Annotated in this window: 16 protein-coding genes; 6 read left to right on the top strand and 10 right to left on the bottom strand. The window is 64.5% G+C overall.

Going from position 1 to position 17702, the window contains the following annotated elements:
- Nucleotides 1–101: 101 nt before the first annotated feature.
- The 9 genes from QMZ05_RS08150 to ugpC form a co-directional block, all read right to left on the bottom strand.
- On the bottom strand, nt 102–1661 hold the full coding sequence (locus tag QMZ05_RS08150) for an AMP-binding protein (protein WP_353700334.1): 1560 nt from the start codon (nt 1659–1661) through the stop codon (nt 102–104).
- A gap of 1 nt (nt 1662) precedes the next feature.
- Nucleotides 1663–2835 carry an acetyl-CoA acetyltransferase gene (locus QMZ05_RS08155; RefSeq protein WP_353700335.1) on the bottom strand — a complete coding sequence of 391 codons (1173 nt, stop codon included), beginning with the start codon at nt 2833–2835 and terminating at the stop codon, nt 1663–1665.
- Nucleotides 2836–2879: 44 nt separating this feature from the next.
- Entirely contained in the window at nt 2880–3530 is a 651-nt protein-coding gene (gene eda / locus QMZ05_RS08160) for a bifunctional 4-hydroxy-2-oxoglutarate aldolase/2-dehydro-3-deoxy-phosphogluconate aldolase (RefSeq protein WP_353700336.1), read from the bottom strand.
- Nucleotides 3527–4483 (bottom strand): sugar kinase, encoded by a 957-nt coding sequence (locus tag QMZ05_RS08165; RefSeq protein ID WP_353700337.1) that lies wholly within the window; start codon nt 4481–4483, stop codon nt 3527–3529. Before QMZ05_RS08165 ends, eda begins: the two co-directional genes overlap by 4 nt.
- Nucleotides 4484–4507: 24 nt before the next feature.
- Nucleotides 4508–5494 (bottom strand): D-erythronate dehydrogenase, encoded by a 987-nt coding sequence (gene denD / locus QMZ05_RS08170; protein ID WP_353700338.1) that lies wholly within the window; start codon nt 5492–5494, stop codon nt 4508–4510.
- Nucleotides 5495–5559: 65 nt separating this feature from the next.
- On the bottom strand, nt 5560–6483 hold the full coding sequence (locus QMZ05_RS08175) for a carbohydrate ABC transporter permease (protein ID WP_050418827.1): 924 nt from the start codon (nt 6481–6483) through the stop codon (nt 5560–5562).
- Between the two features lie 65 nt (nt 6484–6548).
- On the bottom strand, nt 6549–7508 hold the full coding sequence (locus tag QMZ05_RS08180; RefSeq protein ID WP_050418826.1) for a sugar ABC transporter permease: 960 nt from the start codon (nt 7506–7508) through the stop codon (nt 6549–6551).
- Between the two features lie 110 nt (nt 7509–7618).
- Nucleotides 7619–8938 (bottom strand): ABC transporter substrate-binding protein, encoded by a 1320-nt coding sequence (locus QMZ05_RS08185; RefSeq protein ID WP_050418825.1) that lies wholly within the window; start codon nt 8936–8938, stop codon nt 7619–7621.
- Between the two features lie 78 nt (nt 8939–9016).
- Nucleotides 9017–10084 carry a sn-glycerol-3-phosphate ABC transporter ATP-binding protein UgpC gene (gene ugpC, locus QMZ05_RS08190; protein ID WP_074127520.1) on the bottom strand — a complete coding sequence of 356 codons (1068 nt, stop codon included), beginning with the start codon at nt 10082–10084 and terminating at the stop codon, nt 9017–9019.
- 206 nt (nt 10085–10290) lie between these two features.
- On the opposite strand from ugpC, the gene QMZ05_RS08195 reads away from it, so the two are divergent.
- The 4 genes from QMZ05_RS08195 (at nt 10291) to QMZ05_RS08210 (ending at nt 14984) form a co-directional block, all read left to right on the top strand.
- Nucleotides 10291–11319 (top strand): LacI family DNA-binding transcriptional regulator, encoded by a 1029-nt coding sequence (locus QMZ05_RS08195; protein WP_353700339.1) that lies wholly within the window; start codon nt 10291–10293, stop codon nt 11317–11319.
- 211 nt (nt 11320–11530) lie between these two features.
- A complete protein-coding gene (locus QMZ05_RS08200; RefSeq protein ID WP_353700340.1) occupies nt 11531–13369 on the top strand; it encodes an IlvD/Edd family dehydratase in 1839 nt (612 codons plus the stop codon).
- Between the two features lie 114 nt (nt 13370–13483).
- The gene (locus tag QMZ05_RS08205) at nt 13484–14215 is read left to right on the top strand and encodes an SDR family oxidoreductase (protein ID WP_353700341.1); all 732 of its coding nucleotides are present in this window, start codon (nt 13484–13486) and stop codon (nt 14213–14215) included.
- A gap of 22 nt (nt 14216–14237) precedes the next feature.
- Complete coding sequence (locus tag QMZ05_RS08210) at nt 14238–14984, top strand: SDR family NAD(P)-dependent oxidoreductase (protein WP_353700342.1); 747 nt, start codon at nt 14238–14240, stop codon at nt 14982–14984.
- Here QMZ05_RS08210 and QMZ05_RS08215 read toward each other — a convergent pair.
- A complete protein-coding gene (locus QMZ05_RS08215) occupies nt 14981–15850 on the bottom strand; it encodes a LysR substrate-binding domain-containing protein (protein ID WP_353700343.1) in 870 nt (289 codons plus the stop codon). The genes QMZ05_RS08210 and QMZ05_RS08215 overlap by 4 nt on opposite strands.
- 93 nt (nt 15851–15943) lie before the next feature.
- Here QMZ05_RS08215 and QMZ05_RS08220 point away from each other — a divergent pair, with 93 nt between their 5' ends.
- Together QMZ05_RS08220 and QMZ05_RS08225 are read left to right on the top strand one after the other, a co-directional pair.
- Complete coding sequence (locus tag QMZ05_RS08220) at nt 15944–16858, top strand: DMT family transporter (RefSeq protein WP_353700344.1); 915 nt, start codon at nt 15944–15946, stop codon at nt 16856–16858.
- Between the two features lie 86 nt (nt 16859–16944).
- Nucleotides 16945–17625 (top strand): site-2 protease family protein, encoded by a 681-nt coding sequence (locus QMZ05_RS08225; protein WP_353700345.1) that lies wholly within the window; start codon nt 16945–16947, stop codon nt 17623–17625.
- Nucleotides 17626–17702: the final 77 nt, after the last annotated feature.

Below are 17702 nucleotides of genomic sequence, written 5' to 3' on the forward strand. Positions count from 1 at the left end.
GCGCAGCCAGCTTAGCGCGACGGGAGGCTGTGGCCTATCCCCTAACGGCTTTAGTCACCCCAATCCCTACTGTGCATGGGGTTGTTTTCGATGTTTTCGATTCAACCCGGCCTCATCGCGCCTTGGCCCATGCCCTTGGCCATCATCTCCCGCAGCGCGGTCTTCAGCACCTTGCCGTAGTTGTTCTTCGGCAGGGCATCGAGATAGACGTAGCGCTTGGGCCGCTTGAAGCGGGCGATCGAGGCAAGGCAGTGGGCGTCGAGCCTGCCGTCGTTGGGGGTGGCGCCATCCTCCAGCACGACGCAGGCGACGACGATCTCGCCCCATTCCGGATCCGGCACGCCAATCGCCGAGACCTCACGGACGTCGGGATGCGTCAGCAGCGCTTCCTCGACCTCGCGCGGATAGATGTTGGTGCCACCGGAGATGATGACGTCCTTGGAACGGTCCGACAGCGTCAGGAAGCCGTCGGCATCGAGCCGGCCGACATCGCCGGTGCGCAGCCAGCCGTCCTTCAGCGTCTCGGCATTGGCCTTCGGATTGTTCCAGTAGCCGAGCATCACGGTTAAGCCCTTGACCTCGATCTCGCCGGTCTCGCCTGCGGGCAGCGGCTTGCCGTCCTTGCCGGTGATGCGCACGGTGACGACGCTCTGCGCGGTGCCGACCGAGGCCAGCCATTCCAGATAGCGCGGATGATCGCTCCGGGCGTGCCAGCCGCGCGACAGCGCCGTGATCGTCATCGGCGACTCGCCCTGGCCATAGATCTGCACGAAGCGCTGGCCCATCGTCGCCATCGCGTCGCGGATGTCTGCGGTATACATCGGGCCGCCGCCATAGATGATGGTGCGCAGCCCCTCGCCGTTCTCGCCGCGCTTCCTGGCGGCATCGACCAGCCGGCGCACCATCGTCGGTGCCGCGAACATCACGACATTGTCGAGCTGGCGGCCGAGGTTGAGCACCTCGTCCGGATCGAAGCCGCCGGACTCGGGAACGACGTGGCGGCCGCCCATCCGGACATGCGGGAAATTGTAGAGGCCGGCGCCATGCGAGATCGGCGCCGCATAGAGCGAGGCATCGTGCGGCGTCGCCGGATCGACGTCGGCGAGATAGCACAGCGACATCGCCAGCAGATTGCCGTGGCTGAGCATCACGCCCTTGGGCCGGCCGGTCGTGCCCGATGTATAGAACAGCCAGGCGAGATCGTTGCTTTCGCGCGGCAGCGGCGCGGGCGCGCCCTCGCCACTCCGCATCGTTTTGTAGGCGTCGCTGTCGACCGACAGCAGGGTCATGCCGGCGGGACAATCGTCCTTCGCCTCGCTCAGCGCACCGACCGTGTTATCGGAGACGAAAGCGAGTTTTGCGCCGCCATTGCCGCAGATCCACGCCGCCTCGCGGCCGTGCAGTTTTGCGTTGATCGGAATCGCCGCGGCGCCGATCCACCAGATGCCGTAGAGGCATTCGAGATATTGCGTGCAGTTCGACGCAAACAGCGCGACGCGGTCGCCCGCGGCAATGCCATGATCGCGCGCCAGCGCCGCCCCGATCGAGGCGGCGCGGCGAGCGAAGGTCGCGTAGTCGGCGTCCAGATCAAAGCCGGTCAGCAGCGCCGGCGCATCGGGACGTGCCCGCGCCGTCGCCGCCAGCCATTCGGCAATGTTCAAGCTACTTCGCCGGCTCGAGGATCGAGACGTAGTTGGCGACCGCAGCGCCGCCCATGTTGAAGATGCCGCCGATCTGCGCGTTCTTGAGCTGCATGCCCTCGGGCGCCTGGCCCGTAAGCTGCATCGCGGTCATCACATGCATCGAGACGCCGGTGGCGCCGATCGGATGGCCCTTGGCCTTCAGCCCGCCGGACGGATTGACCGGCAGCTTGCCGTCCTTCTGGGTCCAGCCCTCCATGATCGCGCGCGCGCCCTGCCCCTTCGGGGTCAGGCCCATCGCTTCATATTCGATCAGCTCGGCGACCGTGAAGCAGTCGTGGGTTTCGACGAAGGAGAGATCGGAGAGCTGCAGGCCGGCCTTGTCCAGCGCGCGCTGCCAGGCGGTGGTGCAGCCTTCGAACTGCAGGATGTCGCGCTTGGACATCGGCAGGAAATCCTGCGCATGGGCGGTGGCGCGGATGTTCACCGCCTTGCCCATGGACTTGGCGGTCTCGGCATCGGTCAGCACCAGCGCGGCAGCGCCGTCAGAGACCAGCGAGCAATCGGTGCGCTTCAAGGGGCCGGCGACGAACGGGTTCTTCTCGCTCTCGGCGCGGCAGAACTCGAAGCCGAAATCCTTGCGCATCTGCGCATAGGGGTTGGCGACGCCGTTCTTGTGGTTCTTGGCGGCGATCATCGCCAGCGCATCCGACTGGTCGCCGTACTTCTGGAAATAGGCCTGCGCGATCTTGCCGAACACGCCGGCGAAACCGCCGACCGTGTCGCCGTCCTCGGGCAGGTACGACGCCTTCAAGAGGTTCTTGCCGATCTCCGGGCCAGGCGTCCTGGTCATCTGCTCGACGCCGACCACCAGCACGATCTTCGCGGCGCCCGCCTCGATGGCGCGGATGCCCTGGTGCACGGCGGCCGACCCGGTGGCGCAGGCGTTCTCGACCCGGGTGGTCGGCTTGAAGCGCAGCGCCGGATTGGCCTGCAGCACCAGCGAGGCCGTGAAATCCTGCGGCGAGAAGCCGGCATTGAAATGGCCGAGCATGATCTCATCGACATCGGACGCGGCAATGCCGGCATCGGCGAGCGCCTCATTGGCGACCTTGACCACGAGACCTTCGACGGTCTCCGCGTCGAACTTTCCGAATGGCGTGTGCGCCCAACCCACGATGCTGGCTGCTGTCATGGCCGTATCTCCCTGTTCCTGTTCGGGAGTTATGTAGCGTATCTTCAGCCAGCTTTCAGCGTTTTCATCGCCTTGGCGCACATGGCGGTTATGCCGGCCCAGTTGCCGGCGCGGATATCGGAGGCCGGGCACAGCCAGGAGCCGCCGACCGCAAGCACATTGGGCTCGGCAAGCCAGGTCGCCGCATTGGCCTCGCCGATACCGCCGGTCGGGCAGACCCTGACGTTCGGGAATGGGCCGGCCAAGGCTCGCAGTGCCTTGATACCGCCGGCTTGCTCGGCGGGGAAGAATTTGACGACGTCGAAGCCGTGCGCCAGCGCCTGCATCAGCTCGGATGCGGTCGCGATCCCCGGTGCGAAGGGCAGCCGGCTGGCGGCCACCGCCTTCAACAGCTCGGGCGTCGCGCCCGGGCTGATGCCGAACTTGGCGCCGAGCGCCTCGGCGCGCGCCAGATCGTCGGTGTTGAGGATCGTGCCGATCCCGACCACAGCGTCCGGCACCTCGGCGATGATGGCCTTGGCCGCATCGACCGCGACCGCCGTACGCAGCGTCACCTCCAGCGTCCGCACGCCACCGGCGACCAACGCCCTGGCGAGCGGTACGGCGTCGGCGAGCCGCTCGATGGTCAGCACCGGGATCACGGTGGCCTGACGGATCAACTCGGCGATCTGGTCCTGCTTTGGTGTCGTTGTCATAGCGAGGCCTTGCGGGATGGTGGGGGACGAGGCGCCTTCTTCGGCGGCATGGCGTAGCGTGGAATGATCGCACCGGGATAGCACACCACGACGCCGGCCAGACGATGGCCGGCGCGCGCCGCCTCGATGGGCTCGGCGCCACCGAGGCGTGCGGCGAGATAGGCCGCGGCGAAACTGTCGCCGGCCGCCGTGGTATCGACCACCGGCTTGATCAGCGGCTCCGCCCTCACCTCGTTGGTCCCCGCGGGGGAGCGCACGATGCAAGCGGGCTCGGCGAGCTTGAGCACGACCTCGGGGCTCGAGATGCCGGCGAGCAGCGCCGTGTTGCTCTCGCCGGGGTAGAGCGGCGCCAGATCTTCGGTCGAAGCGAGCACGATATCGGCGGTCTCGAACGCGCTGCTGAACACCTTCCGCGCGACGGTCAGGTCCGGCCAGCCGCGGGCGCGGAAATTGGTGTCGAACGCGAAGCGCGTGCCAAGAAGCCGCGCGCGCTTCAGCGCCGCCATCAACCGTTCCCTCCCCTCCTCGCGCAGGATCGAGAGCGTGATCGCCGAGAGATAGACGAGATCGTACGTCGCGAGCGAGTTCAGCAAATCTTCCGTATCGGGCAGGTCCATCAGCTCGCGCGCGGCGGCGCTGTCGCGCCAGTGGAAGAACCGCCGCTCGCCCCTATCATCGGTCTGGATCAGATAGAGCCCGGGCAGCTTGCCCGCCAATCGCGCGACATGCTTGGTCCCGATGCCTTCCGCCGCCCAGCCGGCGATCATCTCATCGCTGAGCGGATCATCGCCAAGCGCCGTGATGTAATCGATGTGGACGCCCAGCCGGGACAGATAGACCGCGGTGTTGAGCGTGTCGCCGCCATAGGAACGCGAATACAGCCCGCCGGGCTGGCCGCCCGGCGCCTGCCGCAGCTCGATCATGCATTCGCCGATGCTGGCAACCCTGGTCATCCCAAGACCCGTGCGCCTGCTGAGCTAGGCGGCGAACTTGCCGCCCAGCTCGTCCTCGATGTGGATACGGATGATGTCGTCGAACGTCTTCTCGGCGGTGGTGAAGCCGAGCTTCAGCGCGCGGTCGGTGGCGAAATCGCGCGGCCAGCCCGAGACGATGCTGATGATGGTCGGATCGGGCACCCGCTTGATCCGCGCGGTGACGTTCTTGCCGGCGACGCGCTCCAGCGAGGCAATCTGCTCGCCGACGGTGACGGACATCCCGGGCATGCTGAGATTGCGCCGCGACCCCATCGCATTGAGGTCCATCGTGCCGGCATGGACCAGGAATCCGACCGCAGACTTCGGCGAGGCGTGCCAATGCCGGACGTCCTCGGAGACCGGCAGGACCGCCTCCTCGCCCGCCAGCGGCTCGCGGATGATGTTGGAGAAGAATCCGGACGCCGCCTTGTTCGGCTTGCCCGGGCGCACGCAAATTGTAGGCAAACGGATGGAGATGCCGTCGAGCAGGCCCTTGCGCGTGTAATCGTTGATCAGCAGCTCGCAGATCGACTTCTGCGTGCCATAGCTGGTCAGCGGCGTGTGGAAGAACTCGTCGCCGATCTTCTCGGGGAACGGCGCGCCGAACACCGCGATCGAAGAGGTGAACACCAGCCGCGGCTTGTAGCCGCCGCCGACGGCGCGGATCGCGTCGATCAGGTAGCGCGTGCCGTCGAGATTGATCCGGTAGCCCTTGTCGAACTCGGCCTCCGCCTCGCCCGAGACGATCGCGGCGAGATGGAAGATCACGTCGGGACGCTCAGCGATCAGGGGTGCAGCAGCGCCGGCATCGGCGAAATCTGACGCCACGACACTGACAGGGATCGCGGCATTCGCGGGCTTCTGCGGCGCGACCACGTCCTGCAGGGTCATCCTGGTGATGTCCTGTTTGCCGAGACGGCCCTCACGCAGCAGACGTTCGGTCAGCTTGCGGCCGACCATGCCGGCGGCGCCCAGAATCAGAATGTGCACGACCCTGCTCTCCTTTTCTTGTCTTGTTGGCTTTGTTGTTCGAATTCAGCTGCGGGCCTTGCGCGTCATTCCTTCACGGCACCCGTCATCGCCGAGACATAATGCTCAACGAAGAAGGCGTAAAGAATAACCAGCGGCAGCGAGCCGCATAGCGCCCCTGCCATCAGGGAACCCCAGCGATAGATGTCACCGTCAACGAATTCGTTGACGATGGCGACCGGCACGGTCTTGTTCGGGGTCGATTGCAGGAACGTCAGCGCGTAGATGAACTCGTTCCAGCACAGCGTAAAGCAGAAGATGAAGGCCGAGATCAGGCCGGGAATGGCGAGCGGCAGCACGATCTTGATCAGGATCTGCCAGCGGCTGGCGCCGTCGATCAGCGCGCACTCCTCGAGCTCGAACGGGATGGTCTTGAAATAGCCCATCAGCAGCCAGGTCGAGAACGGGATCAGGATCGTCGGATAGGTCAGGATCAGCGCTAAGGGCGAGTCGAACAGGCCGTACTGGAAGACGACGGTGGCAAGCGGAATGAACAGGATCGACGGCGGCACCAGATAGGCCAGGAAGATCAGACCGCCGACGACATTGGCGCCCTTGTAGCGCAGCCGCACGATCGCGTAGGCCGCGAGCACGCTGGCGATGATCGACAGCACGGTGGCGCCGATCGCCACATACATCGTGTTCCAGAGCCAGTGCGGATAGTAGCTCTCGAACAGCAGCTTGTGGATGTGCTTGAAGGTCGGATTCCAGGTCCAGAACGGATTGTACCTGTCGAGGTCGAGCAGCTGGTCGTCCGGCTTGATCGCCGTCAGCCCCATCCAATAAAACGGGAACAGCAGGATGATGACGATGATCGACAGCGGGATGTAGAGCGTCACGATCCGCCGCGGCACCGACTGCAAATAGCTCATGCCCTCGCTATTATCGACGCGCGCCGGCGTCGACAGGATGGACTTGAGGTCGGCCTTCTGGGCGGGGAGATCAGTCATTGTTTTCTCCCGGGCGCGCGCGGGGCTTGCCCCGTTCGCGCAAAGATACCAGCAAGCGGCAGAGATCAATCATTGCTCTCTCCCTGTTGCCACTTCCGGCGCTGCAGGCCGAACCAGGACACCATGATCGCGGCGAGCAGGAACGGGATCATCGCGCTCGAGATCGCAGCCCCCTCGCCCAATTGCCCGGCGATGATCGCGCGCTGATAGGACAGCGTCGCCATTAGATGGGTGGCGTTGACCGGGCCGCCGCGGGTCATCGCCCAGATCAGCTGAAAGTCGGTGAAGGTGAACAGCACCGAGAACGTCATCACGACTGCGATGATCGGCGTCAGCAAGGGATAGGTGATGAAGCGGAACATCTGCCAGCGCGAGGCGCCATCGAGCGTCGCCGCTTCATAGAGCGATGGCTGCACGGTCTGTAGGCCCGCCAGCAGCGTGATCGCGACGAACGGCACGCCGCGCCAGATATTGGCGAAGATCACGCAGATCCGGGCCCATGTGCTGTCGCCGAGGAAATTGATGTTTTGCGTGATCAGGCCGAGATGCTTCAGCGACCAGGAGATGATCGAGAACTGGGAATCGAAGATCCACCAGAACGCCAGCGCCGACAGCACCGTCGGCACGATGAAGGGGATCAGCACGGCGGCGCGCAGCAGCGCCTTGAACGGCATGCGCTCGTTGAGCAGCAGCGCCAGATAGAGCCCGACCGCGAATTTAATGGCGCTGGCGATGAAGGTGTAGATCAGCGTGTTGAACACCGACAGCCAGAAGATCGAATCGTCCCACAGCCATTCATAGTTCTCGGTGCCGATGTAGTGGCCGACGCGCCCGATCCGCGCATCCGTGAAGGACAGCCAGATGCCGAGCCCCAGCGGATAGGCCAGGAAGAAGATCAGGAACGCCAACGCCGGCAACATGAACCAGAAGCCGAGCCAGTTCTTGTTGTGGCGGAGCTTGTCCCAGGCGGTCGCTTCGCGGATTTCGGTCTTCGCACGTCGCGGCGCTAGCGCAATGTCAGCCATAGGCGATGTCCCGATTGCTCAAAAGATTGAGCATGACCACGCAATATTCCAGTGATGTCATTCCAAATGACGGTGCGGGCGGCGGCGATCCGCCGCCCGCGCCGATCACATCAGCGATAGATACGCTTCAATTGCCGCTCGGCTTCCACCATCGCGGCCTTGCCGTCTTTGGCACCGGTGCAGTAGTTCGCAAACATGTCGACCACGATGAAGTCGGCGATTGCGGTCGCCGCCTTCTCGCCGGGCGTGCCGATGCCGGAGGCCGGGAGCGTGCGCTTGGAGGCCTGCGCGAACACGGCGTTCTTGGGGTCCGCCGTCCACACCGGCGCCGACTCATACGCATTCAGCGTTTGCGTAAGGTAACCCTGAGCGCCATCCAGCCACTTGTCGTACTGCTCCTTCTCCAGCATGAACGCGACAAACGCCTTTGCGGCATTCGGATATTTGGTGAAGTTGAAGGCAAGGATTGGAAACGCCAGCTGCAATTCCGTCGGCTTGCCGATCGGGCCGATCGGGTGCAGCGCGTGATAGGTGTCTTCGGCAAGTTCCTTCTTGGTGGGATCAGTTTTGGCGGCCACGTAGATGGAAATGCCGTTGAGCGTGCAATAGAGCTCGCCGGCCAGGAACGCCTTGTTGTTGGAGGAGTCGTTCCAGGACGCGACGCCCGGAATGAAGGTCTCCGACAGCGCCTTGGCATATTCCAGCGCCTTCATCGTCTCCGGCGAGTTGATGATGACCTTGTCGTCCTTGTCGACGGTCCAGGCGTTGTGGCCCCAGAGCAACCAGTGCAGCCAGCCGTTGGCGTCGCCGCTGGCATGTCCCAGCGCAAAGCCGGCCGGCGTGTTGTTCGCCTTCAACGCCTTGCACATCTCGAGGAAGCCCGGAAAGTCCTTCGGGAATTCCTTGAAGCCCGCCTTGTCGGTCGCCGACTTGCGATAGGTCATGTACCCGCCGTTGGTGGCGACGGGGATGCCAAGCCAATCATTGCCGAGCTTGCAGGTCTTGGCGGCCGCATCCGTCCAGCCGCCATACTTGTTGCCGAGATAATCGGCAACGTCGTTCATCTTGAGGACCTTGGTCGGGAACAGCTGCGGCAGCGTGTGCAGGCCCCAGGCGAGGTCGAGACCCGAGCCGGTGTTGGCGGCAACCGAAGCCTTCGGCTGCACGTCCTCGAAGGACTCGCTGAATACGTTCATCTCGGTGCCGGTTGCCGCCTTGAAGGCCGCCACCATGGCATTGAACGCGTCGTCTTCCGCGGGCACAAAGCGCTTCCAGCGCATCACAGTGAGCTTGGCGCCGGGCTCCGCCTTCCAGGGCGCGCTCTGCGCCCAGGCCTTGGCGAAGTCAAACAACGCCGGCCCGGTGAGCATCCCGGCTGCGGCCAGCGCGGTGCCGCCCTGAAGTAGCGAGCGGCGAGTCAAATCGTGCATCGTCCTTCTCCCAATAAATGTGTTTTTATTGTTTTTTTGATCTGGCCTGTTGGTCGGCCATTATGATCGATCAGTCCGTCAGCTATTTAGTCGTTTCCCCGTCGCATCGTCGAACAGATGAACCAGGCCCGGATCCGGCTTGAGTCGAACCTTGTCGCCGGGATTGAACAGATGGCGCTCGCGGAACACGGCGACGACCTGCTCGCCGCCGAGCTTGGCGAACACCTGGGTCTCCGAGCCGGTCGGCTCGACCACCACGATCTCGGCCTCGGCGCCGTCATCGGCGATGGTGAAATGCTCCGGCCGCACACCATAGACCGCGGGCTTGCCGTCGGAATTGGCCGGCGCGGATTTCAGCGGCAGCTTGACCCCGTTCGGCCCTTCGAAATAGGCGGCGCCGTTCACCTTCACATTGCCCTTGAGGAAGTTCATCGCGGGCGAGCCGATGAAGCCGGCGACGAACTGGTTCGCCGGCGTGTCATACAGCTCGAGCGGCGAGCCCATCTGCTCGACGATGCCGTCATGCATCACCACGATCTTGTCGGCCATGGTCATCGCCTCGATCTGGTCGTGGGTGACGTAGACCGTCGTGGTCTTCAGCCGCTGGTGCAGCTCCTTGATCTCGGTGCGCATCGCCACGCGCAGCTTGGCGTCGAGGTTCGACAGCGGCTCGTCGAACAGGAACACCTGCGGATCGCGCACGATGGCGCGGCCCATCGCGACGCGCTGGCGCTGGCCGCCGGAGAGCTGGCGCGGATAGCGCTCGAGCAGCGGCGTCAAAGCGAGGATTTCCGCCGCCCGCTTGACGCCGGTCGAGATTTCCTCGGCCTTGGCGCCGCGCAGCTTGAGCGAGAAGCCCATGTTGTCGGCGACCGTCATGTGCGGATAGAGCGCGTAGTTCTGGAACACCATCGCAATGTCGCGCTCTTTGGGCTGGACATTGTTGACGACGCGGTCGCCGATCGAGATCGTTCCTGAGGTAATGTTCTCAAGTCCCGCCAGCATGCGCAGCAGGGTCGACTTGCCGCAGCCCGACGGGCCGACCAGAACGACGAACTCGCCGTCCTCGATCGGGATCGACACGCCGTGCAGGACTTCAAAATTGCCGAACGATTTCCGCACGTCGCGAATCTGGACCGACGACATCCACTTCCCTCCCTCAAGTTCCCGACGGCGTACGACGAGTGCCGCCACCGCTCTGTTTTGTTCCGGCCACGCTGGGTGCGCGGCTCTGTTGGACTGACGATATTGTCCGCAGTTTATCCGGTTTTGGCAATCGTTCGATTAGCAATCGCTTGGTAGCGCTGTCAATATCGGTTTGTCTGCGACGAACGTCGTGATATGAGCGGCAAATGGCCCGAAAGCGCATCACGCCTGGCAAGATCCGGCTCGCCGAAGTCGCGAAGCTCGCCGGTGTCAGTCCGATTACGGCCTCGCGCTTCTTCAGGAATCCGGAGGCACTGTCGGCCGGCAAGCGCGCCCGGGTCGAGAGTGCGGCAAAAGAACTCGGTTACGTGCCCAATCTCGCGGCTCGCGCGCTTGCGTCGCAGCGCACCGAGGTGATCGGTGTCCTGATCCCGTCGCTGACCAACAATGTGTTCGCCGACGTGCTGCGCGGCATCTATGACGCGCTCGACGGCAGCCGCTACAGCATTCAGCTCGCCAACACCCGCTACAGCATCCTCCAGGAAGAACGCCTGCTGCGTCTTTTTCTGGCACAGAAGCCGGCCGGGCTGATCATTACCGGCATCAACCAGACCGCCGATTCCCGCCGCATCATGGAAACGGTCGATTGCCCGATCGTGCAGATCATGGAGGTCGGCCCCGCCCCGATCGACATGATGATCGGATTCTCGCATTTTGATGCGGCAAAAGGTGCGATCGCCCACCTCCTCGCGCAGGGCTACCGGCGGATCGGCTTCCTCGGCGCGCGGATGGATCCGCGGGTGCAGCGGCGGCTGGACGGCTATCGCGCCGCGATGACCGAGGCGGCGCTGTTCGATCCGCAGCTCATCGTCACGACGGCCATACCGACCTCGGTGACCTTGGGCGGGACGCTGTTTGCCGACCTGCTCGCCAAGGCGCCCGACATCGACGCCGTGTTCTGCGTCAATGACGACCTTGCGCTCGGCGCGTTGTTCGAATGCAAGCGCCGCCACATGGCGGTACCGGAGCAGATGGCGATCGTCGGCTTCAACGACCTCGAATTCATGGCCTCGAGCGAGCCGACGCTGAGCAGCGTCCGCACCAATCGCTACGAAATGGGCAGAAACGCTGCCATGATGGTGATCGAGACGCTGGAAGGCCGCCGGCCCGCTGAGCCCGTCGTCGATCTCGGCTTTAGTGTCATGGATCGGCAAAGCTCGGCGCGACGCAACTGACATCCACCCGACACCAGCCCGTCACAAGGACGCGAAAAATGACAAAATGATAGCGCAACCAAGTGCCTTCAACTAAGGTCCAATCCATCCAGTGAAACACCTCTGCGTGATCGCCTGAGTTTGTAATAACCGACGATTTGCGCAAGGTAGAACGACGTTGAACCAGAGCCCTTGAATGGGCCCAGCAAGATTTGCATTGCGGGAGAAACCAATGACAAAACCCCACACCAACGGGCATAGCGCCGCAGGCGAGACCACAAAGGGCAAGGGCCGCGGGCTCCGCTCCCAGGAATGGTTCGACAACCCGCACAATCCGGGCATGACCGCGCTCTATCTCGAGCGCTACCTCAATTACGGCCTGACCCGCGAGGAATTGCAGTCGGGCAAGCCGATCATCGGCATCGCCCAGACCGGCAACGACCTATCGCCCTGCAACCGGCATCACCTCGAGCTTGCCCACCGCGTCCGCGAGGGCATCCGCGCCGCCGGCGGCATCGCCATGGAGTTTCCGACCCATCCGATCCAGGAGACCGGCAAGCGCCCGACCGCGGCGCTCGACCGCAACCTCGCCTATCTCGGCCTCGTCGAGGTGTTGTTCGGCTATCCGCTCGACGGCGTGGTGCTGACCACCGGCTGCGACAAGACCACGCCGGCCTGCATGATGGCGGCTGCGACCGTCAACCTGCCGGCGATCGTGCTGTCCGGCGGACCGATGCTGAATGGCTGGCACGAAGGCCAGCGCACCGGCTCCGGCACCGTGGTGTGGAAGGCGCGCGAGCGGCTCGCCGCGGGCGAGATCGACTATGAGCAGTTCATCGAGATCGTGGCCTCCTCGGCGCCCTCGGTCGGCCATTGCAACACGATGGGCACCGCCTCCACGATGAACTCGCTGGCGGAAGCGCTCGGCTTCTCGCTGCCGGGCTGCGCGGCGATCCCGGCGCCCTATCGCGAGCGCGGCCAGATCGCCTACGAGACCGGAAAACGCATCGTCGACATGGTCTGGGAAGACGTCAAGCCGTCCGACTTCCTGACCCGCGAGGCGTTCGAGAACTGCATCGTGGTCAACTCCGCGATCGGCGGCTCGACCAATGCACCGATCCATATCAACGCGCTGGCGCGCCATGTCGGCGTCGAGCTGTCGATCGACGACTGGCAGAAATACGGCCACGACGTTCCGCTCTTGGTGAACATGCAGCCGGCCGGCTTCTATCTCGGCGAGGAATACCACCGCGCCGGCGGCGTGCCCTCTGTCGTGCGCGAGCTGATCAAGCACAAGCGCATCCATGAAGGCGCCCTCACCGTCAACGGCCGCACCATGGGCGAGAATTGCAAGGAGGCGCCCAAGCCCGACGGCGATGTGATCTGGGGCTACGACAAGCCGCTGGTGAAGGACGCCGGCTTTCTGGTCTTGCGCGGCAATCTCTTTGATTCCGCGATCATGAAGACCAGCGTGATCTCGAAGGAGTTCCGCGACCGCTATCTGTCCAACCCGAAGGACCTCAACGCCTTCGAGGGCCGTGCCGTCGTGTTCGAAGGCCCGGAGGATTACCACAACCGCATCGAGGATCCCGCGCTCGACATCGACGAGCACTGCGTCCTGTTCATCCGCGGCACCGGCCCGATCGGCTATCCCGGCGGCGCCGAGGTCGTGAACATGCAGCCGCCGGCGGCGCTGATCAAACGTGGCATCCTGTCCCTGCCCTGCATCGGCGACGGCAGGCAGTCCGGCACATCGGGCTCGCCGTCGATCCTCAACGCCTCGCCGGAGGCCGCCGCCGACGGTGGGCTCGCGATCCTGAGGAGCGGCGACAAGGTGCGCATCGACCTCAACAAGGGCAGCGCCAACATCATGATCTCCGAAGATGAGCTGCGCACCCGCCGCGCCGAATTGAAGGCCAAGGGCGGCTTCCCGCACCCGGCCAACCAGACGCCGTGGCAGGAGCTTTACCGCCAGACCGTCGGCCAGCACGCCACCGGCGCCTGCCTCGAGCTTGCGACGCGCTACCACGACATCGCCGGCAAGGTCGGCGTGGCGCGGGATAATCATTGAAGCATCAAACCGTCATTCCGGGATGGTGCGTAAGCACCAGACCCGGAATCTCGAGATTCCGGGTTCGCGCTGCGCGCGCCCCGGAATGACGGGCAAGAGGAAGGGAAGAAAAGCATGTCAGACAGACTGAAGGGAAAGCGCGCCGTTGTCACCGCCGCGGCGGCCGGCATCGGGCGCGCATGCGCGATCGCATTCGCGCGTGAAGGCGCGACCGTGATCGCCACCGACATCAACGAGAGCGGCGTCGCCACGCTGGGCAAGGAAGGCATCGCCGAGACCGCCCGGCTCGACGTTCGCAGCACCGCCGACGTCAACAGCTTCGCCAAGCGCGTCGGCAAGATCGACATCCTGCTCAATGCGGCGGGCTTCGTGCATCACGGCACCATTCTGGAGTGCTCCGACGAAGACTTCGACTTCTCGTTCGATCTCAACGTCAAATCCATGCACCGGACCATCAAGGCGTTTCTGCCTGCGATGCTGGAAGGCGGTGGCGGCAGCATCGTCAACATTTCGTCCTGCGCGGCGTTGCGGCCGCCGGCCAATCGCTACGTCTACAGTGCGTCGAAGGCGGCGGTTTCGCTGCTCACGCGCGCGGTCGCGCTCGACTTCATCACCCAGGGCATCCGCTGCAACGCGATCTGCCCCGGCACCGTTGAAACGCCCTCGATGCTGGAGCGCGCAGCTGCCGCGGGTCCGGACGGACGCGAGAAGTTCGTCGCCCGCCAGAAGATGGGCCGGCTTGGAACCGCCGAGGAGATCGCAGCCATGGCTGTGTATCTTGCGAGCGACGAAGCCGCTTTCACCACCGGCGTCGACATGGTCGTCGACGGCGGCTTCATGCTCTGACGGGCACGCAAAGGCATCCAGCATGAACAAGATCGATCTCAACGGCCGCTGCGCCGTCGTCACCGGCGGCGCGCAAGGGTTCGGCCGCGCCATCACCGAGCGCTTCGTCGCATCCGGCGCCAAGGTCGCGATCTGGGATTTCGACCAGCCGCTCGCCGAACAGACCGCGCGGGCGATCGGCGAGGACGTGATCGCGATCAAGACCGACGTCACCGATCCCGCTGCGGTCGACGCCGCGCGCGATCAAACGCTCAGGGCATTCGGCAAGATCGACATCCTCGTCAACAACGCCGGCATCACCGGCGCCAACAAGCCGGTATGGGAGACCGATCTCGACGACTGGCGCAGGGTGATGCGCATCAATCTCGAGGGTCCCTTCATCTGCTGCAAGGCAATCGTGCCGACCATGATCGGCCGAAAATACGGCCGCATCGTCAACATCGCCTCGATCGCCGGCAAGGAAGGCAATCCGAACGCCGCGCATTATTCCTCGTCGAAGGCCGGCCTGATCGCGCTCACCAAGTCGCTCGGCAAGGAGCTCGCGCAGCACGACATCCTGGTCAATGCGGTGACGCCGGCTGCGGCGAAGACGGCGATCTTCGACCAGATGACGCAAGCGCATATCGACTTCATGCTGTCGAAGATTCCGAAGGCCCGCTTCGTGCAGGTCGAGGAGCTGGCCGCGATGGCGGCGTGGCTGGCCTCGGAGGACTGCGCCTTCTCGACCGGCGCGGTGTTCGACATCTCTGGCGGCCGCGCGACCTACTAACCCGCGCGCTTCGCCTGCTGCCGAAGCGCGGCGACCAGATGATCTGCCAGTAGTGATGCCGCGCGCGACAGATTTGGCGCGCGGTGCAGACGAATTTCGGCCCGCGGCAGCCGCGGCATGCCGTCACGCGCGGTCAGGCGTCGCAGCGCCGGCGGAAAAGTACCGGACTTAACCACGGTCACGGCGAGCCCCTGCGCCGCGATCGCTTCGACCGCAGAAAGACTATGGCTGACAAAAGCGAGCCGCCACGGCCGGCTCGCTTCGTCCAGCGCCTGCATCGCCCAGGCCCGGAACAGACAGCCCTGCGGATAGAGCGCGACCGGCAGCGGATCAAGTTCTTCGACACGATGCGATGCGCTGGCGGCCCACACCGCCTGCTCAGTGCGCAGCAACTCACCCTCGCCGCGCCCCTCGGGGTGCATCGCGATCACGAGGTCATAGGCTTCGCCGAGCCGGTCCGTCATCGACGATGTCAGCCCCGTCTCCATCTCGACATGGATCAGCGGATAGTTGGCGACAAATTCCTTGAGCAGCGGCGGCACCATCAACGTCCCGTAGTCGTCCATCACGCCAAGGCGAACCCGCCCGTCGGTGCCGTGCTCGCGCACCCGGCCGATCGCCTCAGCGTTGAGGCTGAGAATACGGCGGGCGTAGCCGAGCAGCCCCTCGCCGGCGGCGCTGAGGTCGACGCTGGACGTGCTGCGGTGAAAAAGTTCGGCCTGCAGCCGTTCTTCCAGCCGCTTCACCTGCATGCTGACGGCGGACTGGGTCCGGTTCAGCGCCGTGGCGGCGCGGGTGAAGGAGCGATGGTCCGCCACCGCGACAAAGGCTTGCAGGAGATCCGGGTCCAGGACGGGCGCACTCATAACGATCTGTGATTTTATCCATCATATTTATTCCATTCCATGAATACCTCCTCATCCCTAGATTGCGCAAGCGAAACAGAGAGATCGAACGGGATGGGCGAAATCTGGGGGGTACTGGCCGCGCTGCTGTCCAGTGCGATCGGCGGGACCTCGATCGGAGCGACGCGGTTCCTGGTCGGCGCGATCGATCCATTGGCGATCGGCGCGTTCCGTTTCGGCATCGGCGTCCTGCTGCTGCTGCCGCTGGCCCTGCTGCAACGTGGAAGCTGGCCGCCGCGGCGCGACTGGCTCGGCGTCATCGGTCTCGGCCTGCTGTTCTTCGCGGCGTTTCCGATCCTGTTCAATGCCTCACTGATATCAACAACAGCCGCGCGGGGCGCGCTCGCGCTCTCGACCTTGCCGCTGCTGACCATGCTGGTCGGCGCGGCGCTCGGTGCTGAGCCACTCACCGCGCGCAAGGCCACAGGCGTGCTGGTCACCATCCTGGGTGTCTCGATGGCGCTGCTTTCCGGCCTCGCCACCGCGCCGCCGGGCGCCTGGCGCGGGGATCTGCTGATGGTCGCGGCCGCGCTGTGCATGGCGCTCTACAGCATCTGGTCGAAACCCTTCATCCGACGCTCCGGCCCGATCCCCTTCACCACGCTCGCCATGGCGGCTGGCGCCGCGGTCCTGATCGCGGCCTCGCTGCTGCGCGGCAGTTTCGCGCCGGTCGCGGAGTTTGGCGTGCCGCAATGGTTCGGCGCGACCTATCTCGGCGCGTTCGGCGCAGCGCTCACCTTCTATCTCTGGGCCTTCGCGCTGGAGCGGACGACGCCGACCCGGGTGGCGATCTCGGTCACCGTCAATCCGATCGCGGCCTCGCTGGTCGGCGCGGTCCTGCTCGGCGAGCCGCTGAGCTGGAATCTGATGGCAGGCATCGTCACCGTGTTCGCCGGCATCTGGATCGCGACCACCCAGCCGCAACGGGCACGCACGGCGAAGCCCGTCGTCGCACCCGACGCGCGCTGAGCCACAGCGCCACTGGCCGGCGAAGTCGTTATCGAATCCGTGCTAGCCTGAGGGTCTGGTCAAAGCGAACTCAAGGCGGCACGCAATTGAACATCTCCCTTTACGACATCTCCGTCTGGGTGCTGCCGGTGATCATCGCCATCACCTTCCACGAGGCCGCGCACGGCTTCGTCGCACACCGGCTCGGCGACGACACCGCCTGGAAGCTCGGCCGCGTCAGCTTCAACCCGCTGAAGCATATCGACCCGTTCGGCACGCTGATCCTGCCCGCGGTGCTGCTGTTCGCGCATTCGCCGTTCCTGTTCGGCTACGCCAAGCCGGTGCCGGTGAATTTCCGTAAGCTCAACCATCCCAAGCTCGACATGGTGTGGGTGGCGCTGGCCGGCCCGGTCACCAACATCATCCTGGCAACCGCGGCGGCGCTGGCATTCCACGTGCTGCCATTGGTTCCGGCCGATGCGGCAAAATGGACCGCGGACAATCTGAAAAACGCGTTCCTGATCAACATCGTGCTCGCGATCTTCAACATGATGCCGATCCCACCACTGGACGGCGGAAGGGTCGCGGTCGGGCTGCTGCCGCGGCCGCTGGCGATCCCGCTCGCCCGACTCGAGCCCTACGGCATGCTGATCCTGATCGGACTGCTGATCCTGCTGCCCGTGATCGGCAGGCAGGTCGGCCTAAATCTTGATGTTATTTCAACGATACTGCGAATTCTGACCGGCTATGTAATCAACGCCCTTCTCCTTATTACCGGAAACACATAGCCTTGATTTGCACATGACCTGATCGGAAAATCGGTATCCAATTTTCCGGATCATGCGCGGGGACAGGAACGCTTCGA

Source organism: Bradyrhizobium sp. INPA03-11B, from assembly GCF_040446015.1.
GTDB lineage: Bacteria > Pseudomonadota > Alphaproteobacteria > Rhizobiales > Xanthobacteraceae > Bradyrhizobium > Bradyrhizobium macuxiense_A.